This window comes from Luteibacter sp. PvP120 (assembly GCF_054055715.1).
On the sequence record NZ_JBSRXP010000006.1, the window covers coordinates 75804 to 91373 of the forward strand.

Annotated in this window: 14 protein-coding genes; 11 read left to right on the forward strand and 3 right to left on the reverse strand. The window is 67.1% G+C overall.

The annotated features are described in order from the left end of the window. The first annotated feature begins 106 nt into the window (after positions 1–106). From hpf to ptsP, 6 genes are all read left to right on the forward strand, one after another. Entirely contained in the window at positions 107–460 is a 354-nt protein-coding gene (gene hpf / locus ACVKN3_RS13230) for a ribosome hibernation-promoting factor, HPF/YfiA family (RefSeq protein WP_285406307.1), read from the forward strand. A 167-nt stretch (positions 461–627) separates the two neighbouring features. Further along, a complete protein-coding gene (gene hprK / locus ACVKN3_RS13235; RefSeq protein ID WP_051939046.1) occupies positions 628–1530 on the forward strand; it encodes an HPr(Ser) kinase/phosphatase in 903 nt (300 codons plus the stop codon). 20 nt (positions 1531–1550) lie between these two features. Then, positions 1551–2432, forward strand: coding sequence for an RNase adapter RapZ (gene rapZ, locus ACVKN3_RS13240; protein ID WP_456991894.1), 882 nt, complete (start codon positions 1551–1553; stop codon positions 2430–2432). Between the two features lie 39 nt (positions 2433–2471). Beyond that, positions 2472–2864, forward strand: coding sequence for a PTS sugar transporter subunit IIA (locus ACVKN3_RS13245; RefSeq protein WP_345782914.1), 393 nt, complete (start codon positions 2472–2474; stop codon positions 2862–2864). Then, the gene (locus tag ACVKN3_RS13250; RefSeq protein ID WP_285406310.1) at positions 2857–3126 is read left to right on the forward strand and encodes an HPr family phosphocarrier protein; all 270 of its coding nucleotides are present in this window, start codon (positions 2857–2859) and stop codon (positions 3124–3126) included. Before ACVKN3_RS13245 ends, ACVKN3_RS13250 begins: the two co-directional genes overlap by 8 nt. Positions 3127–3161: 35 nt before the next feature. After that, on the forward strand, positions 3162–4916 hold the full coding sequence (gene ptsP, locus ACVKN3_RS13255) for a phosphoenolpyruvate--protein phosphotransferase (protein WP_285406312.1): 1755 nt from the start codon (positions 3162–3164) through the stop codon (positions 4914–4916). A 430-nt stretch (positions 4917–5346) separates the two neighbouring features. On the opposite strand, the gene ACVKN3_RS13260 is transcribed toward ptsP, so the two are convergent. Next, a complete protein-coding gene (locus tag ACVKN3_RS13260) occupies positions 5347–7818 on the reverse strand; it encodes an acyl-CoA dehydrogenase (protein WP_354514599.1) in 2472 nt (823 codons plus the stop codon). Between the two features lie 60 nt (positions 7819–7878). Beyond that, complete coding sequence (locus ACVKN3_RS13265; RefSeq protein ID WP_456991897.1) at positions 7879–8754, reverse strand: alpha/beta fold hydrolase; 876 nt, start codon at positions 8752–8754, stop codon at positions 7879–7881. A gap of 140 nt (positions 8755–8894) precedes the next feature. Between ACVKN3_RS13265 and ACVKN3_RS13270 the strand changes: the two genes are divergently transcribed. The 5 genes from ACVKN3_RS13270 (at position 8895) to ACVKN3_RS13290 (ending at position 13368) form a co-directional block, all read left to right on the forward strand. Next, the gene (locus ACVKN3_RS13270; RefSeq protein ID WP_285406314.1) at positions 8895–9485 is read left to right on the forward strand and encodes a TetR/AcrR family transcriptional regulator; all 591 of its coding nucleotides are present in this window, start codon (positions 8895–8897) and stop codon (positions 9483–9485) included. Between the two features lie 108 nt (positions 9486–9593). Next, positions 9594–11378, forward strand: coding sequence for a phosphoenolpyruvate carboxykinase (GTP) (locus ACVKN3_RS13275; RefSeq protein WP_354514601.1), 1785 nt, complete (start codon positions 9594–9596; stop codon positions 11376–11378). 75 nt (positions 11379–11453) lie between these two features. Beyond that, on the forward strand, positions 11454–12011 hold the full coding sequence (locus ACVKN3_RS13280; RefSeq protein ID WP_285406322.1) for an RNA polymerase sigma factor: 558 nt from the start codon (positions 11454–11456) through the stop codon (positions 12009–12011). Then, complete coding sequence (locus tag ACVKN3_RS13285; RefSeq protein ID WP_285406316.1) at positions 12008–12436, forward strand: hypothetical protein; 429 nt, start codon at positions 12008–12010, stop codon at positions 12434–12436. The genes ACVKN3_RS13280 and ACVKN3_RS13285 overlap by 4 nt, the downstream gene beginning before the upstream one ends. Before the next feature lie 23 nt (positions 12437–12459). After that, the gene (locus ACVKN3_RS13290; RefSeq protein ID WP_285406318.1) at positions 12460–13368 is read left to right on the forward strand and encodes a DUF4097 family beta strand repeat-containing protein; all 909 of its coding nucleotides are present in this window, start codon (positions 12460–12462) and stop codon (positions 13366–13368) included. Between the two features lie 1053 nt (positions 13369–14421). Here ACVKN3_RS13290 and ACVKN3_RS13295 read toward each other — a convergent pair. Continuing rightward, the gene (locus ACVKN3_RS13295) at positions 14422–15381 is read right to left on the reverse strand and encodes a hypothetical protein (protein ID WP_285405812.1); all 960 of its coding nucleotides are present in this window, start codon (positions 15379–15381) and stop codon (positions 14422–14424) included. Positions 15382–15570: the final 189 nt, after the last annotated feature.

Below are 15570 nucleotides of genomic sequence, written 5' to 3' on the forward strand. Positions count from 1 at the left end.
CCCCATCGGCGCGCCACGGTCCCAGGAGTTCAGGCTTGAGGAACGGCACCCCCGTCGTTCCGATCTTGTCGCCCCACGGCGACACCCTCAGCAAGAAGGAGGCGTCATGCAAATCCAGATCAGCGGCCAGCACATCCATATCACCCCCGCCCTGCGCGAGCGCGTGGAGCAGCAAGTCAGCCGCTTCGAACGCCTTTTCGACAACATCAAAGCCCTCGACGTGGTTCTTTCCGTCGACAAGAACGAACACAAGGCCGGTGGCACCCTGCACTGCGCCGGCACCCGCCTGCATGCCGAAGGGATTGCCCGCCTCGAAGACGACAACAAGGGTGACACCCTGTACTCGGCCATCGACGCCATGATCGGCAAACTGGCCGACCAGCTGCGCAAGCACAAGGAAAAACTGAAGGATCACCACAACAGCGAAGGCCGCGACGCACGCGTCGCCAGCACCAGCTGACCCCACCGCCCGGCGGCCGCCCTCAGGCGCCGCCGGGCAAGCCACCGCGCGTTTGATGGCACAATAGCCCCCTGGCCGGCGTTTTCGCGCCGGTCTTGCCATCCAAAGGGATCTCACGCGTGGACCGGCTCACCGCCAGACAACTCTTCGACGGCGTTTACGACCGCATGGCGCTGCGCTGGGCCGCGGGCATGCGCGGTGAGTCACGCGTGCTCGAGCCCAACGCCAAGCAGAGCCGCCGGCCCTCGCTGGTCGGCTACCTCAACGTCATCTATCCCAACAAGATCCAGATCATCGGCACCGAGGAGCTCAATTTCCTCGACGGGCTGGAGTCGCGCCAGCGCTGGGAAGTGATCCACAAGATCGCCGCCTACCAGCCGGCCGCGCTGATCGTCACGAAAGACCAGTCGATCCCCCCCGACCTTCGCGAGGTCGCGGAAGAAACCGACACCCCGCTCTGGCAGAGCACCAAGCGCGGCCATGAGCTGCTCACCTACCTTCAGTACCACCTGGCCCGCACGCTGGCGCCCCGCGTCACCCTTCACGGCGTCTTCCTCGAGGTCTTCTCCATCGGCGTGCTCATCACCGGTGAGCCCGGCTCGGGCAAGAGCGAGCTCGCCCTCGAGTTGATCAGCCGCGGCCACCGGCTGGTGGCGGACGACGCCACCGAGTTCACGCTGATCGCTCCGGACGTGATCGACGGCGCCTGCCCCGAACTCCTGCAGGACCTGCTCGAGGTCCGCGGCCTGGGCGTGCTCAACATCCGCGAGATGTTCGGCCACACGGCAGTCAAGCCCTCCAAATACCTGCGCCTGGTCGTCCACCTCAAGCCGCTCACCTCCGGCGAGGACATCGACGGCATGACCCGTCTCACTGGCGATGTCAGCCGGCGCAACGTGCTGGACGTGGACGTCCCCAAGATCACCATCCCGGTCGCGCCGGGCCGCAACCTTGCCGTGCTGGTCGAAGCCGCCGTGCGCAACCACGTGCTCAAGAGCAAGGGCATCGATCCGGCACAGACCTTCATCGACCGCCAGGCGCACCAGATGCGCCGGCTACCGCCATGGTGACCGAGATGAACGAGGACGTCATGAGCCCCATCGTCGAGCCAGAAGGCATCCACCTCGTGGTGCTCACGGGCATGTCCGGGGGCGGCAAGACCGTCGCCCTGCGCGCGCTGGAGGACCTCGAGTTCTACTGCGTCGACAACATGCCGGCGGAACTGATCCCTCAGCTGGTCGCCGCCGTCAGCCAGGGCGAGCACGGTCCGCGCCGACGCATCGCTGTCGGGGTGGACGTGCGCAATCGCCGCATCGATCTCTCGCGCATGCCCCATGTGCTTTCCGAGCTGTCCACGGCCGGCGTGCACGTGCACCTGATCTTCCTCGACAGCCGCGACGACGTCCTCATCAAGCGTTATTCGGAAACACGCCGCCGCCACCCGCTGGCGGCGGAAAAACGCTCGCTGGCCGATTCCATCGCGGAAGAACGGCGCCTGCTGCGCCCGCTCGTGTCCATCGCCGAAAAGGTCATCGATTCCAGCGACCTCAACGTCCACCAGCTGCGCCGCCTGTTCGCCACGGGCTACGCGGCCGCCTCGGACGGCACCACCCTGCTGTTCGAGTCCTTCGCCTACCGCCGCGGACTGCCGTCGGATGCCGATTTCGTCTTCGACGCCCGCTGCCTGCCCAACCCCCACTGGGATCCTCGCCTGCGGCCGTTTTCCGGCCGCGACCTGCCGGTGCGCGAATTCCTCGACGCCAATCCACTCGTGGGCGAGTACTATGCCGACGTCGCCCGTTGGCTAGACACCTGGCTGCCACGCTTCGAAGGTGAGGACCGCAGCTATGTCACGGTGTCCATCGGCTGCACAGGGGGCCGCCATCGCTCGGTCTACATGGTCGAGAAGCTGGCCCAGCATTTCCGCTCGGAACGCGGCAACGTACTTACCTTCCATCGCGAACTCGAGTGACCCCATGACCCAGCCCAAGCCAGTGCGAGTACCCGGGCCATGAGCGTCGGTGTGCTCCTCATGACCCACGAAGCCGTCGGCAAGGCGCTGATCTCGGCTGCCCGCCACGTCATGCCCAAGCTGCCCATGGACGTCGACGCGGTCGAAGTCCCGCCCAGCTCCGATCCGGACATCATGCGCACGCTCACCGCCAAGCACGCCCGCGACCTCGACCACGGCGACGGTGTACTGGTGCTGGCCGACCTCTACGGCGCCACGCCGTGCAATATCGGCTTGTCGCTGAGCGAACTGGGCGTCCACCTCCGCTGCGTATCGGGGCTCAACCTGCCCATGCTGCTGCGCGTACTCAACTATTCGGAAAAATCGCTGACCGAACTGGCCGAGATAGCGGCCAGCGGCGGTCGCGGCGGGATCTTCATCGACCATGCTTGAACGGGACATCGTGGTATCCAACCGGCTGGGCCTGCACGCGCGTGCCTCCGCCAAGCTCGTGCAACTGGTGGCGGGCTTCAAGTCCACGGTCTGGCTCATCAGCAAGGGCCGTGAAGTGAACGCGCAGAGCATCATGGGCGTGATGATGCTGGCCGCCGGCATGGGCACGTCGCTCACCGTGCGCGCCGAAGGCGACGACGCGGAGGCCGCGCTGGCCGCCGTGGTCGACCTCTTCGACCGCAAGTTCGACGAAGGCGCCTGATCCATGACCCATCACGCTCATAGCGCCAGCCCCCCATGAGGTACCTGCTGACCGGTACGCAAGCCGCCCGGGGCATGGCCCTGGGTCGTGCGCGCCTGGTCCAGCCGAGCATCTACGCCGTCGACACGCGAATGCTCGAGGACACCGAAGTCGCCCCGGAAATCGAGCGCCTGCACAAGGCGATCGACAGCGCGCGTACGGAACTGCGCGAACTGCGCGGCAAGCTGCACGGCGCGCTCGCCCGCGAGGTCGGCGACTTCATCGACGCCCACAGCCTCCTGCTGGACGACCAGGAACTGCTGCGCGGCCTGGACGAACTGGTATCCGTCGGCCACTACACGGCCAGCGCCGCGCTCAAGATGCAGCGCGATCGCCTCGCAGCCGTGTTCGACGCGATGAACGACCCCTACCTGAAGAGCCGCGGCGAAGACATCGACCAGGTCATCGGGCGGGTGATGTCCGCGCTGCTCCAGCAGTCCAGCCGCGAGGAACGCAAGCTGGCCGCACGCGTCGGCGAGATCATCGTCAGCGACACCGTCGCGCCGGCCGACATGGCGAGCATGGCGGGCCAGGGCATGCTCGGCGTCATCGCCAGCGCCGGCAGCATCTATTCGCACAGCGCCATCCTGGCGCGCAGCTTCAACCTGCCCATGGTGGTCGGGACCAAGGACGCGCTGGCGACGATCAACGACGACGACCTCGTGTTGATCGACGCCGAGCACGGCGAGGTCATCGTCCATCCCACCGCGCAGGATCTCGCCCGCTACCGGCAATGGCAACGCCAGGCCGCTGCGGAAGGCCGGCGCCTGGCCGCGCTGGCCACCGCGCCGACACATACCCGCGATGGCGCCCACGTGCGGCTCTATGCCAACGCGGAGCTGACCAGCGACGTCACCCTTGCCCGTTCCCGCGGCGCCGATGGCGTCGGCCTGTACCGCTCCGAATTCCTGTTCCTGCGCCAGCGTGGCCTGCCCTCCGAGGAGGAACAGTTCGTCGCTTACCGCGACGTGGTACTCGGCATGGGCGGTTTGCCCGTCACCATCCGCACGCTGGACCTGGGTGCCGACAAGGCGGATTCCGCCGGCCTGGCCATCCGCGGCGAGGATAATCCGGCCCTGGGCGTGCGTGGCGTGCGCCTCTCGCTACGCTATCCCGACATTTTCAGCGTGCAGCTGCGCGCCATCCTGCGCGCGGCCTGCTACGGTCCCGTGCGTATCCTCGTGCCGATGATCACGCACCTGGGCGAGATGACCGAGGTGCGCCGGCTGGTCAAGAAGGCGCGTGAGGACCTGGCCCGTGCCGGCCACGAACTGCCCGAGCGGATCGACCTGGGCGCCATGATCGAGGTACCGGCCGCCGCCATCGGGGTCACCTCCATCCTCGAGAAGGCCGACTTCCTGGCCATCGGCACCAACGACCTCGCCCAGTACGTGCTGGCAGCAGACCGCAACAACGACGCCCTGGAAGGCATCTACGATCCCTTGCAGCCGGCCTTCCTGAGACTGATCGCCCACGTCATCGCCAGCGCGCGCCGGGCGAAGAAGCCCGTCAGCCTGTGCGGCGAGATCGCCGGCGATACACGCTTCACCGCCCTGCTCCTGGCGATGGGCCTGGAAGAATTCAGCATGCATCCCGGCCAGCTGCTCCAGGTGCGCGACCGGCTCACGCAGCTGGACTGCCGTGCCCTGCGTCGCGCCGCGCCGCAGTTGTTCCGCGCGCACACACGCGATGAGGTCGAGGCGAGGTTGCTCGAAGTCGAGGCATTGCAGGACGCCTGCCCGTCAGACTGACGACGCAACGACCGGCGGCGCGTCCGATACCACGCCCGGCATCATGACCGACCGTGTCTGACACAACGCCCCGGCGTCCGGTAGGAGCCGACGATGTCGGCGAACCCTCAACCCACCTATCGCGAATGAGGCGAGACCGTTTGCACGGGCGAGCGTTTTCGGTCCGTATGCCGGCTTCGTTCGGCTGAGGGAAACGCCTGCCAGGATGGTGAGGCATGGCGTTGTTCGCAGGGCGTAACCGTGAGGGTTCGCGGACATCGTCCGCTCCTACACACCGCCGCGGTGCCGTGGTGCATTCCCATGTCGCGATGGGTGCCGGCCACGATGCCTTGATGCGTGTCCATGTTGCGATGGTGGGGATGGCGCACAAAAAAAGGGGCCACGATGTCTCGTGGCCCCTTTGCATGACAGCAACGATCGTTAGCGGACGTTACGCCGCGCGTACCGCCTTCATCTGTTCCGCGTTGCGAATCACATTGGCGCGAAGTTCCTCGGTATCGAAATCGTCCACCGCGATGAACTCCGCCACGCCATCACGCACACGCTGCAGCAGTTCGCGCTCGGCAGCGTTGATGGCGCCCAGCTTCTCCGCTTCGGCCAGCTGCTCGTTGTACGTGTGCGCCTTCAGCTGGCCACCCTTGAGCGCCTTGACGAACTTGCGCTCCACCGGCTCGGCGGCGATGACATCGGGCAACAGCGCATTCATGCGACCCACGGTGTTGTTTGCCGTAGGCGTCGTGTAGCTCCAGGTGGTAAGGCGGTCGCGGGCTTCGCTGGGCGCGGTGATCAGCGCGGCGACGCGACGACCCAGGCGATCCGACGGCGGCACTTCGCGCCGACCGAACGGGAAGACGAGGGCCCGCAGCAGCCAGGCCACCGGGCGCACGGGGAAGTTGCGGATCACGCCGTCCAGCGCCATCTGCATGTTCCACACGCACTGGTGGAACGCCCAGGCCAGCAGCGGACGGTCGGATTCCGGCCGACCTGTGTCCTCGTAGCGCTTGAGCATCGCACTGGCGATGTACAGGTACGACAGCACGTCGCCCAGGCGAGCCGACAGCTTCTCCTTGAACTTCAGTTTGCCGCCCAGCACGCCCATGGCGACGTCCGCACACAGCGCCAGCGCCGCCGAGTAGCGGTTGAGCTTGCGGTAGTAGCGGCGCGTGTAGGCGTCGCCGGCGGTGTCACCGATCTTCGCGGCCGTGATGCCCAGTACGAAGCTGCGCACCGCATTGGAGATGCCGAAGCCGATATGACCGAACAGTGCCTTGTCGAAGGTCTTCAGGCGCTCGCGGTAGTCGGCGATGCCCAGGGCCTGCATTTCCTTCAGCACGTAAGGATGGCAGCGGATGGCACCCTGGCCGAAGATCATCAGGCTGCGCGTCATGATGTTCGCGCCTTCCACCGTGATGGCGATGGGCACCGACTGCCAGCCGCGCCCCATGTAGTTCTTCGGGCCGAGGATGACGCCCTTGCCACCGTGCACGTCCATAGCGTCGGAGGCGATCTGGCGGCACCACTCCGTGGCGTGGTACTTGGCGATGGCCGACGGCACGGCGGGCTTTTCACCGCGGTCCACGGCAGCGGCCGTGGCACGCGACAGCGCCTGCATGGCATAGGTGAGGCCACCGATCCGGGCCAGGGCTTCTTCCACGCCCTCGAACCGACCGATGGCCAGGCCGAACTGCTTGCGCATGCGTGCATACGAGCCCGTGGCCGACACCGCCATGCGCGAGGCACCGGTGGCGTTCGACGGCAGCGAGATGGCACGACCCACCGACAGGCACTCGACCAGCATGCGCCAGCCCTGGCCGGCCATGTGCGGGCCGCCGATCAGCACCGACAACGGCACGAACATGTCCTTGCCGTGCACCGGGCCGTTCTGGAACGGCGTATTCAACGGGAAATGGCGGCGCCCGATCTCCAGCCCCGGGGTTTCGCGCGGCAGCAGCGCCAGCGTGATGCCGAGGTCTTCCTTGTCGCCCAGCAGCTTGTCCGGGTCGTACATGCGGAAGGCCAGGCCGACGATGGTCGCCACCGGGGCCAGCGTGATGTAACGCTTGTCGAAGGTGAGGCGGATACCGACCGTCTCTTCGCCGTTCCATACACCCTTGGTGACGATGCCGAAGTCGGGGATGGAGGTGGCATCGGAACCCGCGTAGGGGCCGGTCAAAGCGAAGCAGGGAATTTCACGGCCATCGGCCAGGCGCGGCAGGTAGTGGTTCTTCTGCTCGTCGCTGCCGTAATGCATCAGCAGTTCGCCAGGCCCGAGCGAGTTGGGCACGGCGACGGTGGACGCCACCGTCTGCGACATGCTGGACAGCTTCTGCAGCACCGCCGAATGGGCCAGCGCCGAGAAGCCAAGGCCACCGTAGCTCTTGGGAATGATCATGCCGAAGAACTTGTTCTTCTTGATGAAGTCCCAGACGTTCGGCGGCAGGTCGGCCAGCTCGTGGGTGATCTGCCAGTCGTCGATCATGCTGCACAGTTCCTCGACCGGGCCATCGAGGAAGGCCTGTTCCTCGACCGACAGCTCCGGGCGCGGCTGGCGCAGCAGTTCGGACCACTCCGGCTTGCCCGAGAACAACTGGCCCTCGAAACCGACGGTGCCGGCCTCTAGCGCAGTCTGTTCGGTGTCCGACAGTTTCGGGGTGACCTTGGCGAACAGGGACAGCAGCGGCGCGCTGATCTTCTTGCGACGGAAGTCCACCATCATCAGCGGCGCGGCGACGAGGGCCAGCAGGATGAGCAGGACCACGGTGGTCACCGGCGCGCCGGCAAGCACGCCGACCACGAGGATGGTCACGCCCGTGGCGATGGCCCACGTCTTCAGGGACGTGCGGTGGTAGGCACAGGCACCGGAGGCGATGAGCGCCGCCAGCACAACCAGGATCGCAGACATCGGAATCACCTCGTTACAGTCGAACTACGGAAAAGGGTATCGGGTACGGCGTGGAGCGTTTCAGAGCGTACGCAGGAACAGGGCGATCTCGCGGGTGAACGCGTCGTTGGCATCCCCCGCCACCATATGGGTTGCCCCGGGAAGGCTGACATGTCGCGCGTGCGGCACCAGCCGGAGAAATTCCTCCACCGTCTGGCTGGAGACGACATCGCTGCGGGCACCCGACAACAGCAGCACCGGCACACTGACCCGCGCCGCCGCTTCGAACAACTGCGGCTGGTAGCGTTCGCTCTCGGCCACCATGCCGTCGAGCAGTGCCGGGTCCCAGTGCCAGCGCAGCCGGCCGTCGTCTCCCCGGCGCAGCAGCGGCGCCAGCTGCGTCGCCGTCTTGCGCTCGCGACGCTGGGGCAGGTACGCCTCGATGGCCGAGGCCGCCTCGTCGTAACTGGCGAAGCCGTGGGGGTGAGCGCGCATGAAGCCGAGGATACGTTCCACCCCCGCGGTTTCCCACCTCGGCGTGATATCGACGAGCACGAGCGCCGAGAACGGCGCAGCTCCGGACGATCCACCCGCCGCGGCAAGGCCCAGCAGGCCGCCCATCGACGCGCCCACCAGAACCGGAGGCCTGCCATCCGGCGAAGCGGAGGCCGCCGCCACGACCAGCAGGTCGTCCACGAACTGCTGCATGTGGTATTCACCGCGAGGCAGGCGGTCGCTCTCGCCGTGACCCCGGGCATCGAACGTGGTGCTGCCGAAGCCCTGCTCCGCCAGGGCCACCGCGGCGCCGGTCCAGGCATGGCGCGTCTGGCCGAAGCCGTGGGCGAACAGCAGGGTCGGCGATCGGTGCCCTATCCTGCGCTCGATCGACAGCGCCACCCCGTCCATGGCGACGAGGCGGGTCGGGGTCGGGCAGGCAGAAAGGGCATCAGCAACCATACGGTGGAGTATGTGGGTGTCGGGCGGGTGCGTCAATACGCCCGCGTACGGTCATGCAATGGCTTCCAAGTCAAGGTCTTATGCAGCACCTCCGAAGGCCCCTGGATTGCAAACCGCGGCGGCTCCGCTACCATGCGGCGATGAACGACGGTGCCAAGAACGAACGAGTCCGCCTCTCTGCCGAAGACTGGGAAGACGGCGCGCTGGCCCTTATCGCCGAACAGGGCGTGGGCGCCCTTGCGGTGGAAGCCCTTGCGCGCCGGCTAGGCGTCACCAAGGGCAGCTTTTACTGGCACTTCCGCACGCGCGAGGCGCTGCTGCAGGCGGCCCTGGAACGCTGGGAGGAATACGGCGAACGCGAGGTGCTCGCGGAGATCGAGCGCATTCCCGATCCGCTCGAGCGCTTCCCTGAGCTGTTCCGGCGCGTGGCTCACGAGATGCAGCCCCATCGCGTCTATGCGGCCCTGTTGAAGGCACTGGACCACCCGCAGGTGGTCCCGGTGATGTCGCGCGTCTCCCAGCGCCGGATGGAGTTCCTGACCCGGCTCTACAGTGAGGCCGGGCTGGACCCGGTCGTCGCCCTGCATCGCTCGCGCCTCACCTACGCGGCTTATGTCGGCTTCCTGCAGCTCAACTTCACGCTCGGACTGCCCCGCCTCAGTCATGAGGAATTCGACGCTTATGTCGAGCACATGATCGCCACGCTGACGCCGGCGCACGTCAACGACTGATCGCGCCTGAATGGCACGGTGCCGTTTTGCTGCACCGTGCCTTGCCAATACCACGCATCGCAAACTACTGTCTCCATGGACTTTTACTGGAGACCACGACGGATGCGTTTGGACGGCAGTTCCCTGGAAGCACTGAACCGATGGGTCGACGAGGCCGCCCGCCTCACCTGTCCCGCGTCCATCCACTGGTGCGACGGCTCCGATGCCGAGTACGCCGGACTGGTCCGCACCATGCTCGCCAGCGGCGACCTGCTGCCGCTGAACGAGGCGAGCAACCCGCGTAGCTACCTGCACCGCTCGCATCCGTCGGACGTGGCGCGCGTCGAACACCTCACCTTCGTCTGCACCCCCGAGCAGGACGATGCCGGCCCGAACAACCACTGGATGGCGCCGGCGGAAGCGCACGCCAAGATCGATGCCTTGTTCGAAGGCGCGATGCGCGGACGCACGATGTACGTCATCCCCTATTGCATGGGCCCGATCGACTCGCCGCTCTCGCGCTGCGGCGTGGAAATCACCGACAGCCCCTACGTCGTGGCCAACATGCGCATCATGACGCGCATGGGTGCGCCCTCCCTGGCACGTATCGAACGCGAAGGCCGCTTCGTGAAGGGCCTGCATTCCACGGGCGACCTGGACCCGGAACGCCGCTTCATCATGCATTTCCCCGAGGAACTGTCGATCAAGTCGATCGGTTCCGGCTACGGCGGCAACGCGCTGCTCGGCAAGAAATGCCATGCGCTGCGTATCGCCAGTCACCAGGCACGCCGTGAGGGCTGGCTCGCCGAGCACATGCTCATCGTCGGCGTGGAAAACCCGCAGGGCGAAAAGCACTACATCGCCGCGGCGTTCCCGTCGGCCTGCGGCAAGACCAACCTGGCCATGCTGATTCCCGCCGAGGGCTACCGGGAGGCGGGCTGGAAGGTCTGGACCGTCGGCGACGATATCTGCTGGATGACACCGGGCGCGGATGGACGCCTCTGGGCGATCAATCCCGAAGCGGGTTACTTCGGCGTCGCACCCGGCACCGGTGCGGGGACCAACCCCAACGCGCTGGCCACGCTGGGCCACGATGCGATCTTCACCAATGTCGCCCTCACCGCCGACCAGCGTCCCTGGTGGGAAGGCCTGGGCGAAGGCGAGCCGGCCACCGACTGGCAGGGCCGCCCATTCGACGGCACCCACGGTCCGGCCGCCCATCCCAATTCCCGCTTCACGGTCAGCGCCAGGCAATGCCCCAGCTGGGCGCCGGAGTCGGAGGACGCCGCCGGCGTGCCGATCTCGGCCATCGTCTTCGGTGGCCGCCGTCCGTCCCTGGTGCCGCTGGTGTTCGAAGCCCGCGACTGGGCGCACGGCGTGCTGGTCGGCGCATCGATGGGCTCGGAAACCACGGCCGCCGCCACGGGCGCCGTGGGCGTGCTTCGCCGCGATTCCATGGCGATGAAACCCTTCTGCGGCTACAACTTCGCCGATTACTTCGCCCACTGGCTGTCGTTCGACAAGCCCGGCGCCAGGCTGCCGCGGATCTTCCACGTCAACTGGTTCCGCAAGGATGCCGAAGGCCGCTTCATGTGGCCGGGCTACGGCGAGAACCTGCGCGTGCTGGACTGGATGATCCAGCGCGTGACGGGCAAGGCCCAGGGCGTCGAGACACCCATCGGGATCGTACCCGCCGCGGGCGAGCTCAACACCGATGGCTTGTCGCTCAAGCCCGGCGCGCTGGACGACCTGCTCCATGTGGACGTGGAGGGATGGACCGAGGAACTTCGCGCCATCGGACTCTATCTGGACGGCTTCGGCGAGCGTATGCCGTCGCGACTGAAGGCCGAACGCACCCGCGTCAGCGACGCGCTCGATGCCGCGCTGGAGCGCAAGGCGACCAACGTCGCCTGATCGTTAAACCGTTTCGCCCTTGCCGGCATCCAAGCTGGCAAGATGAATGCCCTATGCCTCACCGCCACCGCCCTGATGCCGTCTGAGCCGCCCGTCGTCGCGACCACCGACGACGCGGTGGTCCGCGCGGCGATCGCCGGCGACCGCAAGGCCTTCGAGACGCTGTATCGCCGCCACGCCGATCGCGTCTACGGCGCCGTCCTGCGGCTGGCCGCGTTCGACCATGCCCGTGCCGAAGACCTCACTCAGGAGGCCTTCGTCCGTGCCTGGCAGAAACTGGACGGCTTCCGCTTCGAAAGCGCCTTCGGCACCTGGGTCTACCGGCTGGCAGTCAACGTGGCGCTGATGTCCATACGCGCCCGCAACGCCGATCCGGTCAGCATCATGGACGACGACCACCTGCCGGACATCATGTCCACCGACAATCCCGTGCGCGCCGTCGAGCGCGACGAACTCGAAAAAGCCATCGCCGCGCTTCCGCCGCGCGCGCGCGCCGTGCTGGTACTGCACGACGTGGAAGGCTGGAAACACGAAGAGATCTCCACCGAGCTGGGTATGGCGGTGGGGTCCTCCAAGGCTCAGTTGCACCGTGCGCGCGGGCTGCTCCGCCGCGCCCTGGGAGACACACCATGAACGAACTCGATTACCTGCGCCAGATGCGCTCGCTCAACCGCCCGGTCACGCCGCATCGCGACCTCTGGGCCGACATCGACGCGCGGCTGGACGAGTCGACCGCGCGCGCCGCCCTCGCCGCCCCCCGGCGCCGACGCGCGCAGCCCTGGCTGATGGCCGCCGCCATCGCCGGCGTCGCCGTACTGGGTGGCGGCCTCGGCCTGCACCTGGTCGGGCCGGCAGGCGGCGATGGCCTGGCCAGCCGGCAGGTCTGGAAGCCCAGCGATCCTCGCCTGTCCGGCGCCGCGGTCGAGCTCGACGCTGCCCACATGGAGCTGACCCAGGCCATGCAGGACTCCCCCGAATCCCCTGCGCTGCAGCGACTGCTGCTGCGTACCGAACGCCAGCGCGATCGCCTGCGCAATCTCGAAAAGCAAGCCGGCTAAACACGTACAGCCAGGACACCCCCATGAAAACGCTCTATCTCACTCCCCTGCTGCTGGCGTTCTCGATCGGTCAGGCCATGGCCTCGACCCCGATCAACCTGTCGAAAGACATTCGACCCGACGCCAAGGTGACCATCGACAACGTCAAGGGCGAGGTCACTGTCACCGCCTGGGACAAGAACCAGATCCAGGTGTCCGGCACCCTCGGCGACGGCGCCCGTCCCCTGGAGATCGACGGCGACAATCGCGAGGTCGATATCCATGTCGAAGGCGACGAAAAGAAGGGCAACTGGCTCAGCTGGGGCAACGACACCCGCATGCAGCCCACCGTGCTCAACATCCGCGTGCCGCGCTCGGTGTCGGTGTCCATCAACGTGGTCAGCGCGCCGGTGAGCATGGACGGCCTGGATGGCGGCAAGATCGATGTCGATTCCGTGAGCGGAAGGGTCCGCGCCAACCTGCGCTCACCCGAAGTCACCATGCAGACCGTCAGTGGCACCATCGACCTCGCCGGCCGAGCGGGCAAGGCCGATCTGCAGACCGTATCGGGCGATATCACCGCCCCCTCGGTCACCGACCGCGTCGAGGCGCAGACCGTCTCCGGCCGGATGACCGTCGGCGGCGGCCCCTGGAAAGAGGCCAATTTCAGCACCGTCTCGGGCGATACCCAAGTTACCGGCGGCCTGGTCCGGGACGGCAAGCTCACCGTCGATTCCATGAGCGGCGACGTGCAGATCCAGCTTCCGGGCGACACCTCCGCCCGGCTGGAAGCATCGACGTTCAGTGGCGACCTGCGCAGCGATTTCGGCACGCCGTCCAAGGGTGAGGATGGCCCGGGCAAGGAACTGAAAACCACGATCGGCAGCGGCAATGGCACCATCCACGTGGAGTCGTTCAGCGGTGATGTGCGGATTCGTGGGCAGGGGCGCTGAGGGGGTGGGGCATTGGAGTTTTGAGGTGTTGGCGTCTTGAGGTGTTGGCGTCTTGAGGTGTTGGCGTCTTGAGGTGTTGGCGTCTTGAGGTGTTGGAGCAAGAGCCGGCGGGTGCCACCCTCGGGGCCACGCCTGCGGCGACCCGTCAAGGAAGGGCCGCGTGCGCGGCCGTTTATATATTCCCCTACGGGGCGGGTCGGGCTTCGAACGGGGGTTTCCGATTCGCCATCCATGGCTCAGCGGAAACGGCCGGCCGTCCTGGCCGGCCCCCTTCGGGCCTTGTCCGTTCGAACCCCTCGCCTGCGGCTACCGGCCCCGAGGGTGGCACCCGCCGGCTCTTTCGACGACTGAGGTCGCGTGTGGGGAGAGCGAAGAGCGGGGTTTCGCTTCGTGGGTGGGAACGCTCGCTTGCCTGGTGTGCATGGCATCGGTCGCCTTAGGTGTGTCGAGGGTTCGCGCACGTGCGTGCGCTCCTACCCCCCCCAGACGGCGGATCACGCGTTGGATATGCGGCGACCTGTCCTACCCCTGGGGTAGGAGCCCACGATGTGGGCGAAAAGCCAACAAAGCGGCGACGCCATACCCTGCACGTCTGCGGTCGCTCGCGTCACAACCCACCTCAGTCATTGGAAGAGCCGGCGGGTAGCCCCCTCGGGGCCGGTAGCCGCAGGCGAGGGCTTCGAACGGAAAAAGCCCGCAGGGGGCCGGCCAGGACGGCCGGCCGTTTCCGCTGAGCCACGGAGGGCGAATCGGAAACCCCCGTTCGAAGCCCGACCCGCCCCGTAGGGCAATAGATACACGGCCGCGCGTAGGAGCGCACGATGTGCGCGAACCAGGTACACGGCCGCGCCAGCGGCCTTTCCTTGACGGGTCGCCGCAGGCGTGGCCCCGAGGGGCCTACCCGCCGGCTCTTGTTCGAGCGGTGCCGCTTCACCGCTTTATTGGCTTTTCGCGCACATCGTGCGCTCCTACACACCTTTGCGCGGATAACGCATATCCATGCGCGAACCAACCATGTGTAAACAAAAAACCCGCCTCATGGGGGCGGGTTTTTCAGAGGTCCTGGTGGTATTGGACGTAGGGTGTTCGGGACTGGTCGGGCTCGGGCCCGGCGGGCAATGTGGGGGCATTGCCGGACGACCACACGTTCTGTGCGCCGACCGACAGCTCGCCACGCCAGGGCAGCCGGAAGGTCACGCCAAGGTCGACAGCGCTCCAGCGGCGGTCCGGGTTGAGGCCATTCACGATGTTGGCTTCCGGCTGCATGGTGCGGCCGGTGATCGCACCGGAGATGGGGCCGCGGTCGACGCCGAAGCTCAGGGCCTTCTGGTCAACCGAACCGATGCCCAGCAGGTTACCGGGCAGGAGCCGGATGCGACCGACACTGGCGCCCAGGTCGATGCCGCTGCGCGCGCCCAGGTCGACCCGGCCGTGTGCGTTGAGTTCAGTGCTGGAGGACAAGGCATTGACCGGCAGGCCCGAGGCCGTCGCCAGACCCGGCAGGACACGCGGCAGCGCGGCGCCGCCGCCCGTGGGCCGGCTGGAACCGACGCCGAGGCCGACGCTGTAGCCCGTGCCGCGGAACGTGGCGCCGACTTCGCTACCGACGATGCGCGGCGGTGCCCCAGGCGTGTAACAGCGGCTGTCGAGGCTGCTGGACGCGGCGGTGGCACAGGACGCGGCGGTGTTCGCCCAGCCCTGCCCACTCACGCTGGCATGCGCCTGGAGGCGAGGGCCGAGGTCGTACTGCAGGCCGCTGGCAAGGAACGGACCCGCATCCACGGCATGCAGCGCCAGCGGCTTGGACGGATCGGCGCGGTCATCGGCCTGGAGGGCCAGCATCCGGCCGTCGGGGGCGCGCCACAGTGGCAGCGAGCCCGCGTTGGTCCGGGCGTAGGCATCCGGCTGCTGCGACAGCAGACGCGTGGCCGTGGCATCCGAGCCCACCGACGCGGTCTGCCCTGCCGCGGCGAGCGGCATCAGCAGTAGCAAGGTGAGTACGGATCGGCGCATGAAAGGTCTGGTGGTCAGCGGCTGATGGTTGCCTCCCCGTGCCCCCGTCATCAGCCCGACGGAGACGATTGGGACTATACCCCGTTTTACTTTTTACTAACACCCCGAGAAGGCTGGGGTTCAGGAAAAAGCTTAGCTGCCGTTTATGACGAGTGGGGGACCGGACGCGTGGGGCACAACGGATTCGGC

Bases quoted from the DNA above. Each gene is read 5' to 3' on its own strand.
- hpf (WP_285406307.1), top strand. From the start codon at position 107: ATGCAAATCCAGATCAGCGGCCAGCACATCCATATCACCCCCGCCCTG.
- hprK (WP_051939046.1), top strand. From the start codon at position 628: ATGGCGCTGCGCTGGGCCGCGGGCATGCGCGGTGAGTCACGCGTGCTC.
- rapZ (WP_456991894.1), top strand. From the start codon at position 1,551: ATGAGCCCCATCGTCGAGCCAGAAGGCATCCACCTCGTGGTGCTCACG.
- ACVKN3_RS13245 (WP_345782914.1), top strand. From the start codon at position 2,472: ATGAGCGTCGGTGTGCTCCTCATGACCCACGAAGCCGTCGGCAAGGCG.
- ACVKN3_RS13250 (WP_285406310.1), top strand. From the start codon at position 2,857: ATGCTTGAACGGGACATCGTGGTATCCAACCGGCTGGGCCTGCACGCG.
- ptsP (WP_285406312.1), top strand. From the start codon at position 3,162: ATGAGGTACCTGCTGACCGGTACGCAAGCCGCCCGGGGCATGGCCCTG.
- ACVKN3_RS13260 (WP_354514599.1), bottom strand. From the start codon at position 7,818: ATGTCTGCGATCCTGGTTGTGCTGGCGGCGCTCATCGCCTCCGGTGCC.
- ACVKN3_RS13265 (WP_456991897.1), bottom strand. From the start codon at position 8,754: ATGGTTGCTGATGCCCTTTCTGCCTGCCCGACCCCGACCCGCCTCGTC.
- ACVKN3_RS13270 (WP_285406314.1), top strand. From the start codon at position 8,895: ATGAACGACGGTGCCAAGAACGAACGAGTCCGCCTCTCTGCCGAAGAC.
- ACVKN3_RS13280 (WP_285406322.1), top strand. From the start codon at position 11,454: ATGCCGTCTGAGCCGCCCGTCGTCGCGACCACCGACGACGCGGTGGTC.
- ACVKN3_RS13285 (WP_285406316.1), top strand. From the start codon at position 12,008: ATGAACGAACTCGATTACCTGCGCCAGATGCGCTCGCTCAACCGCCCG.
- ACVKN3_RS13290 (WP_285406318.1), top strand. From the start codon at position 12,460: ATGAAAACGCTCTATCTCACTCCCCTGCTGCTGGCGTTCTCGATCGGT.
- ACVKN3_RS13295 (WP_285405812.1), bottom strand. From the start codon at position 15,381: ATGCGCCGATCCGTACTCACCTTGCTACTGCTGATGCCGCTCGCCGCG.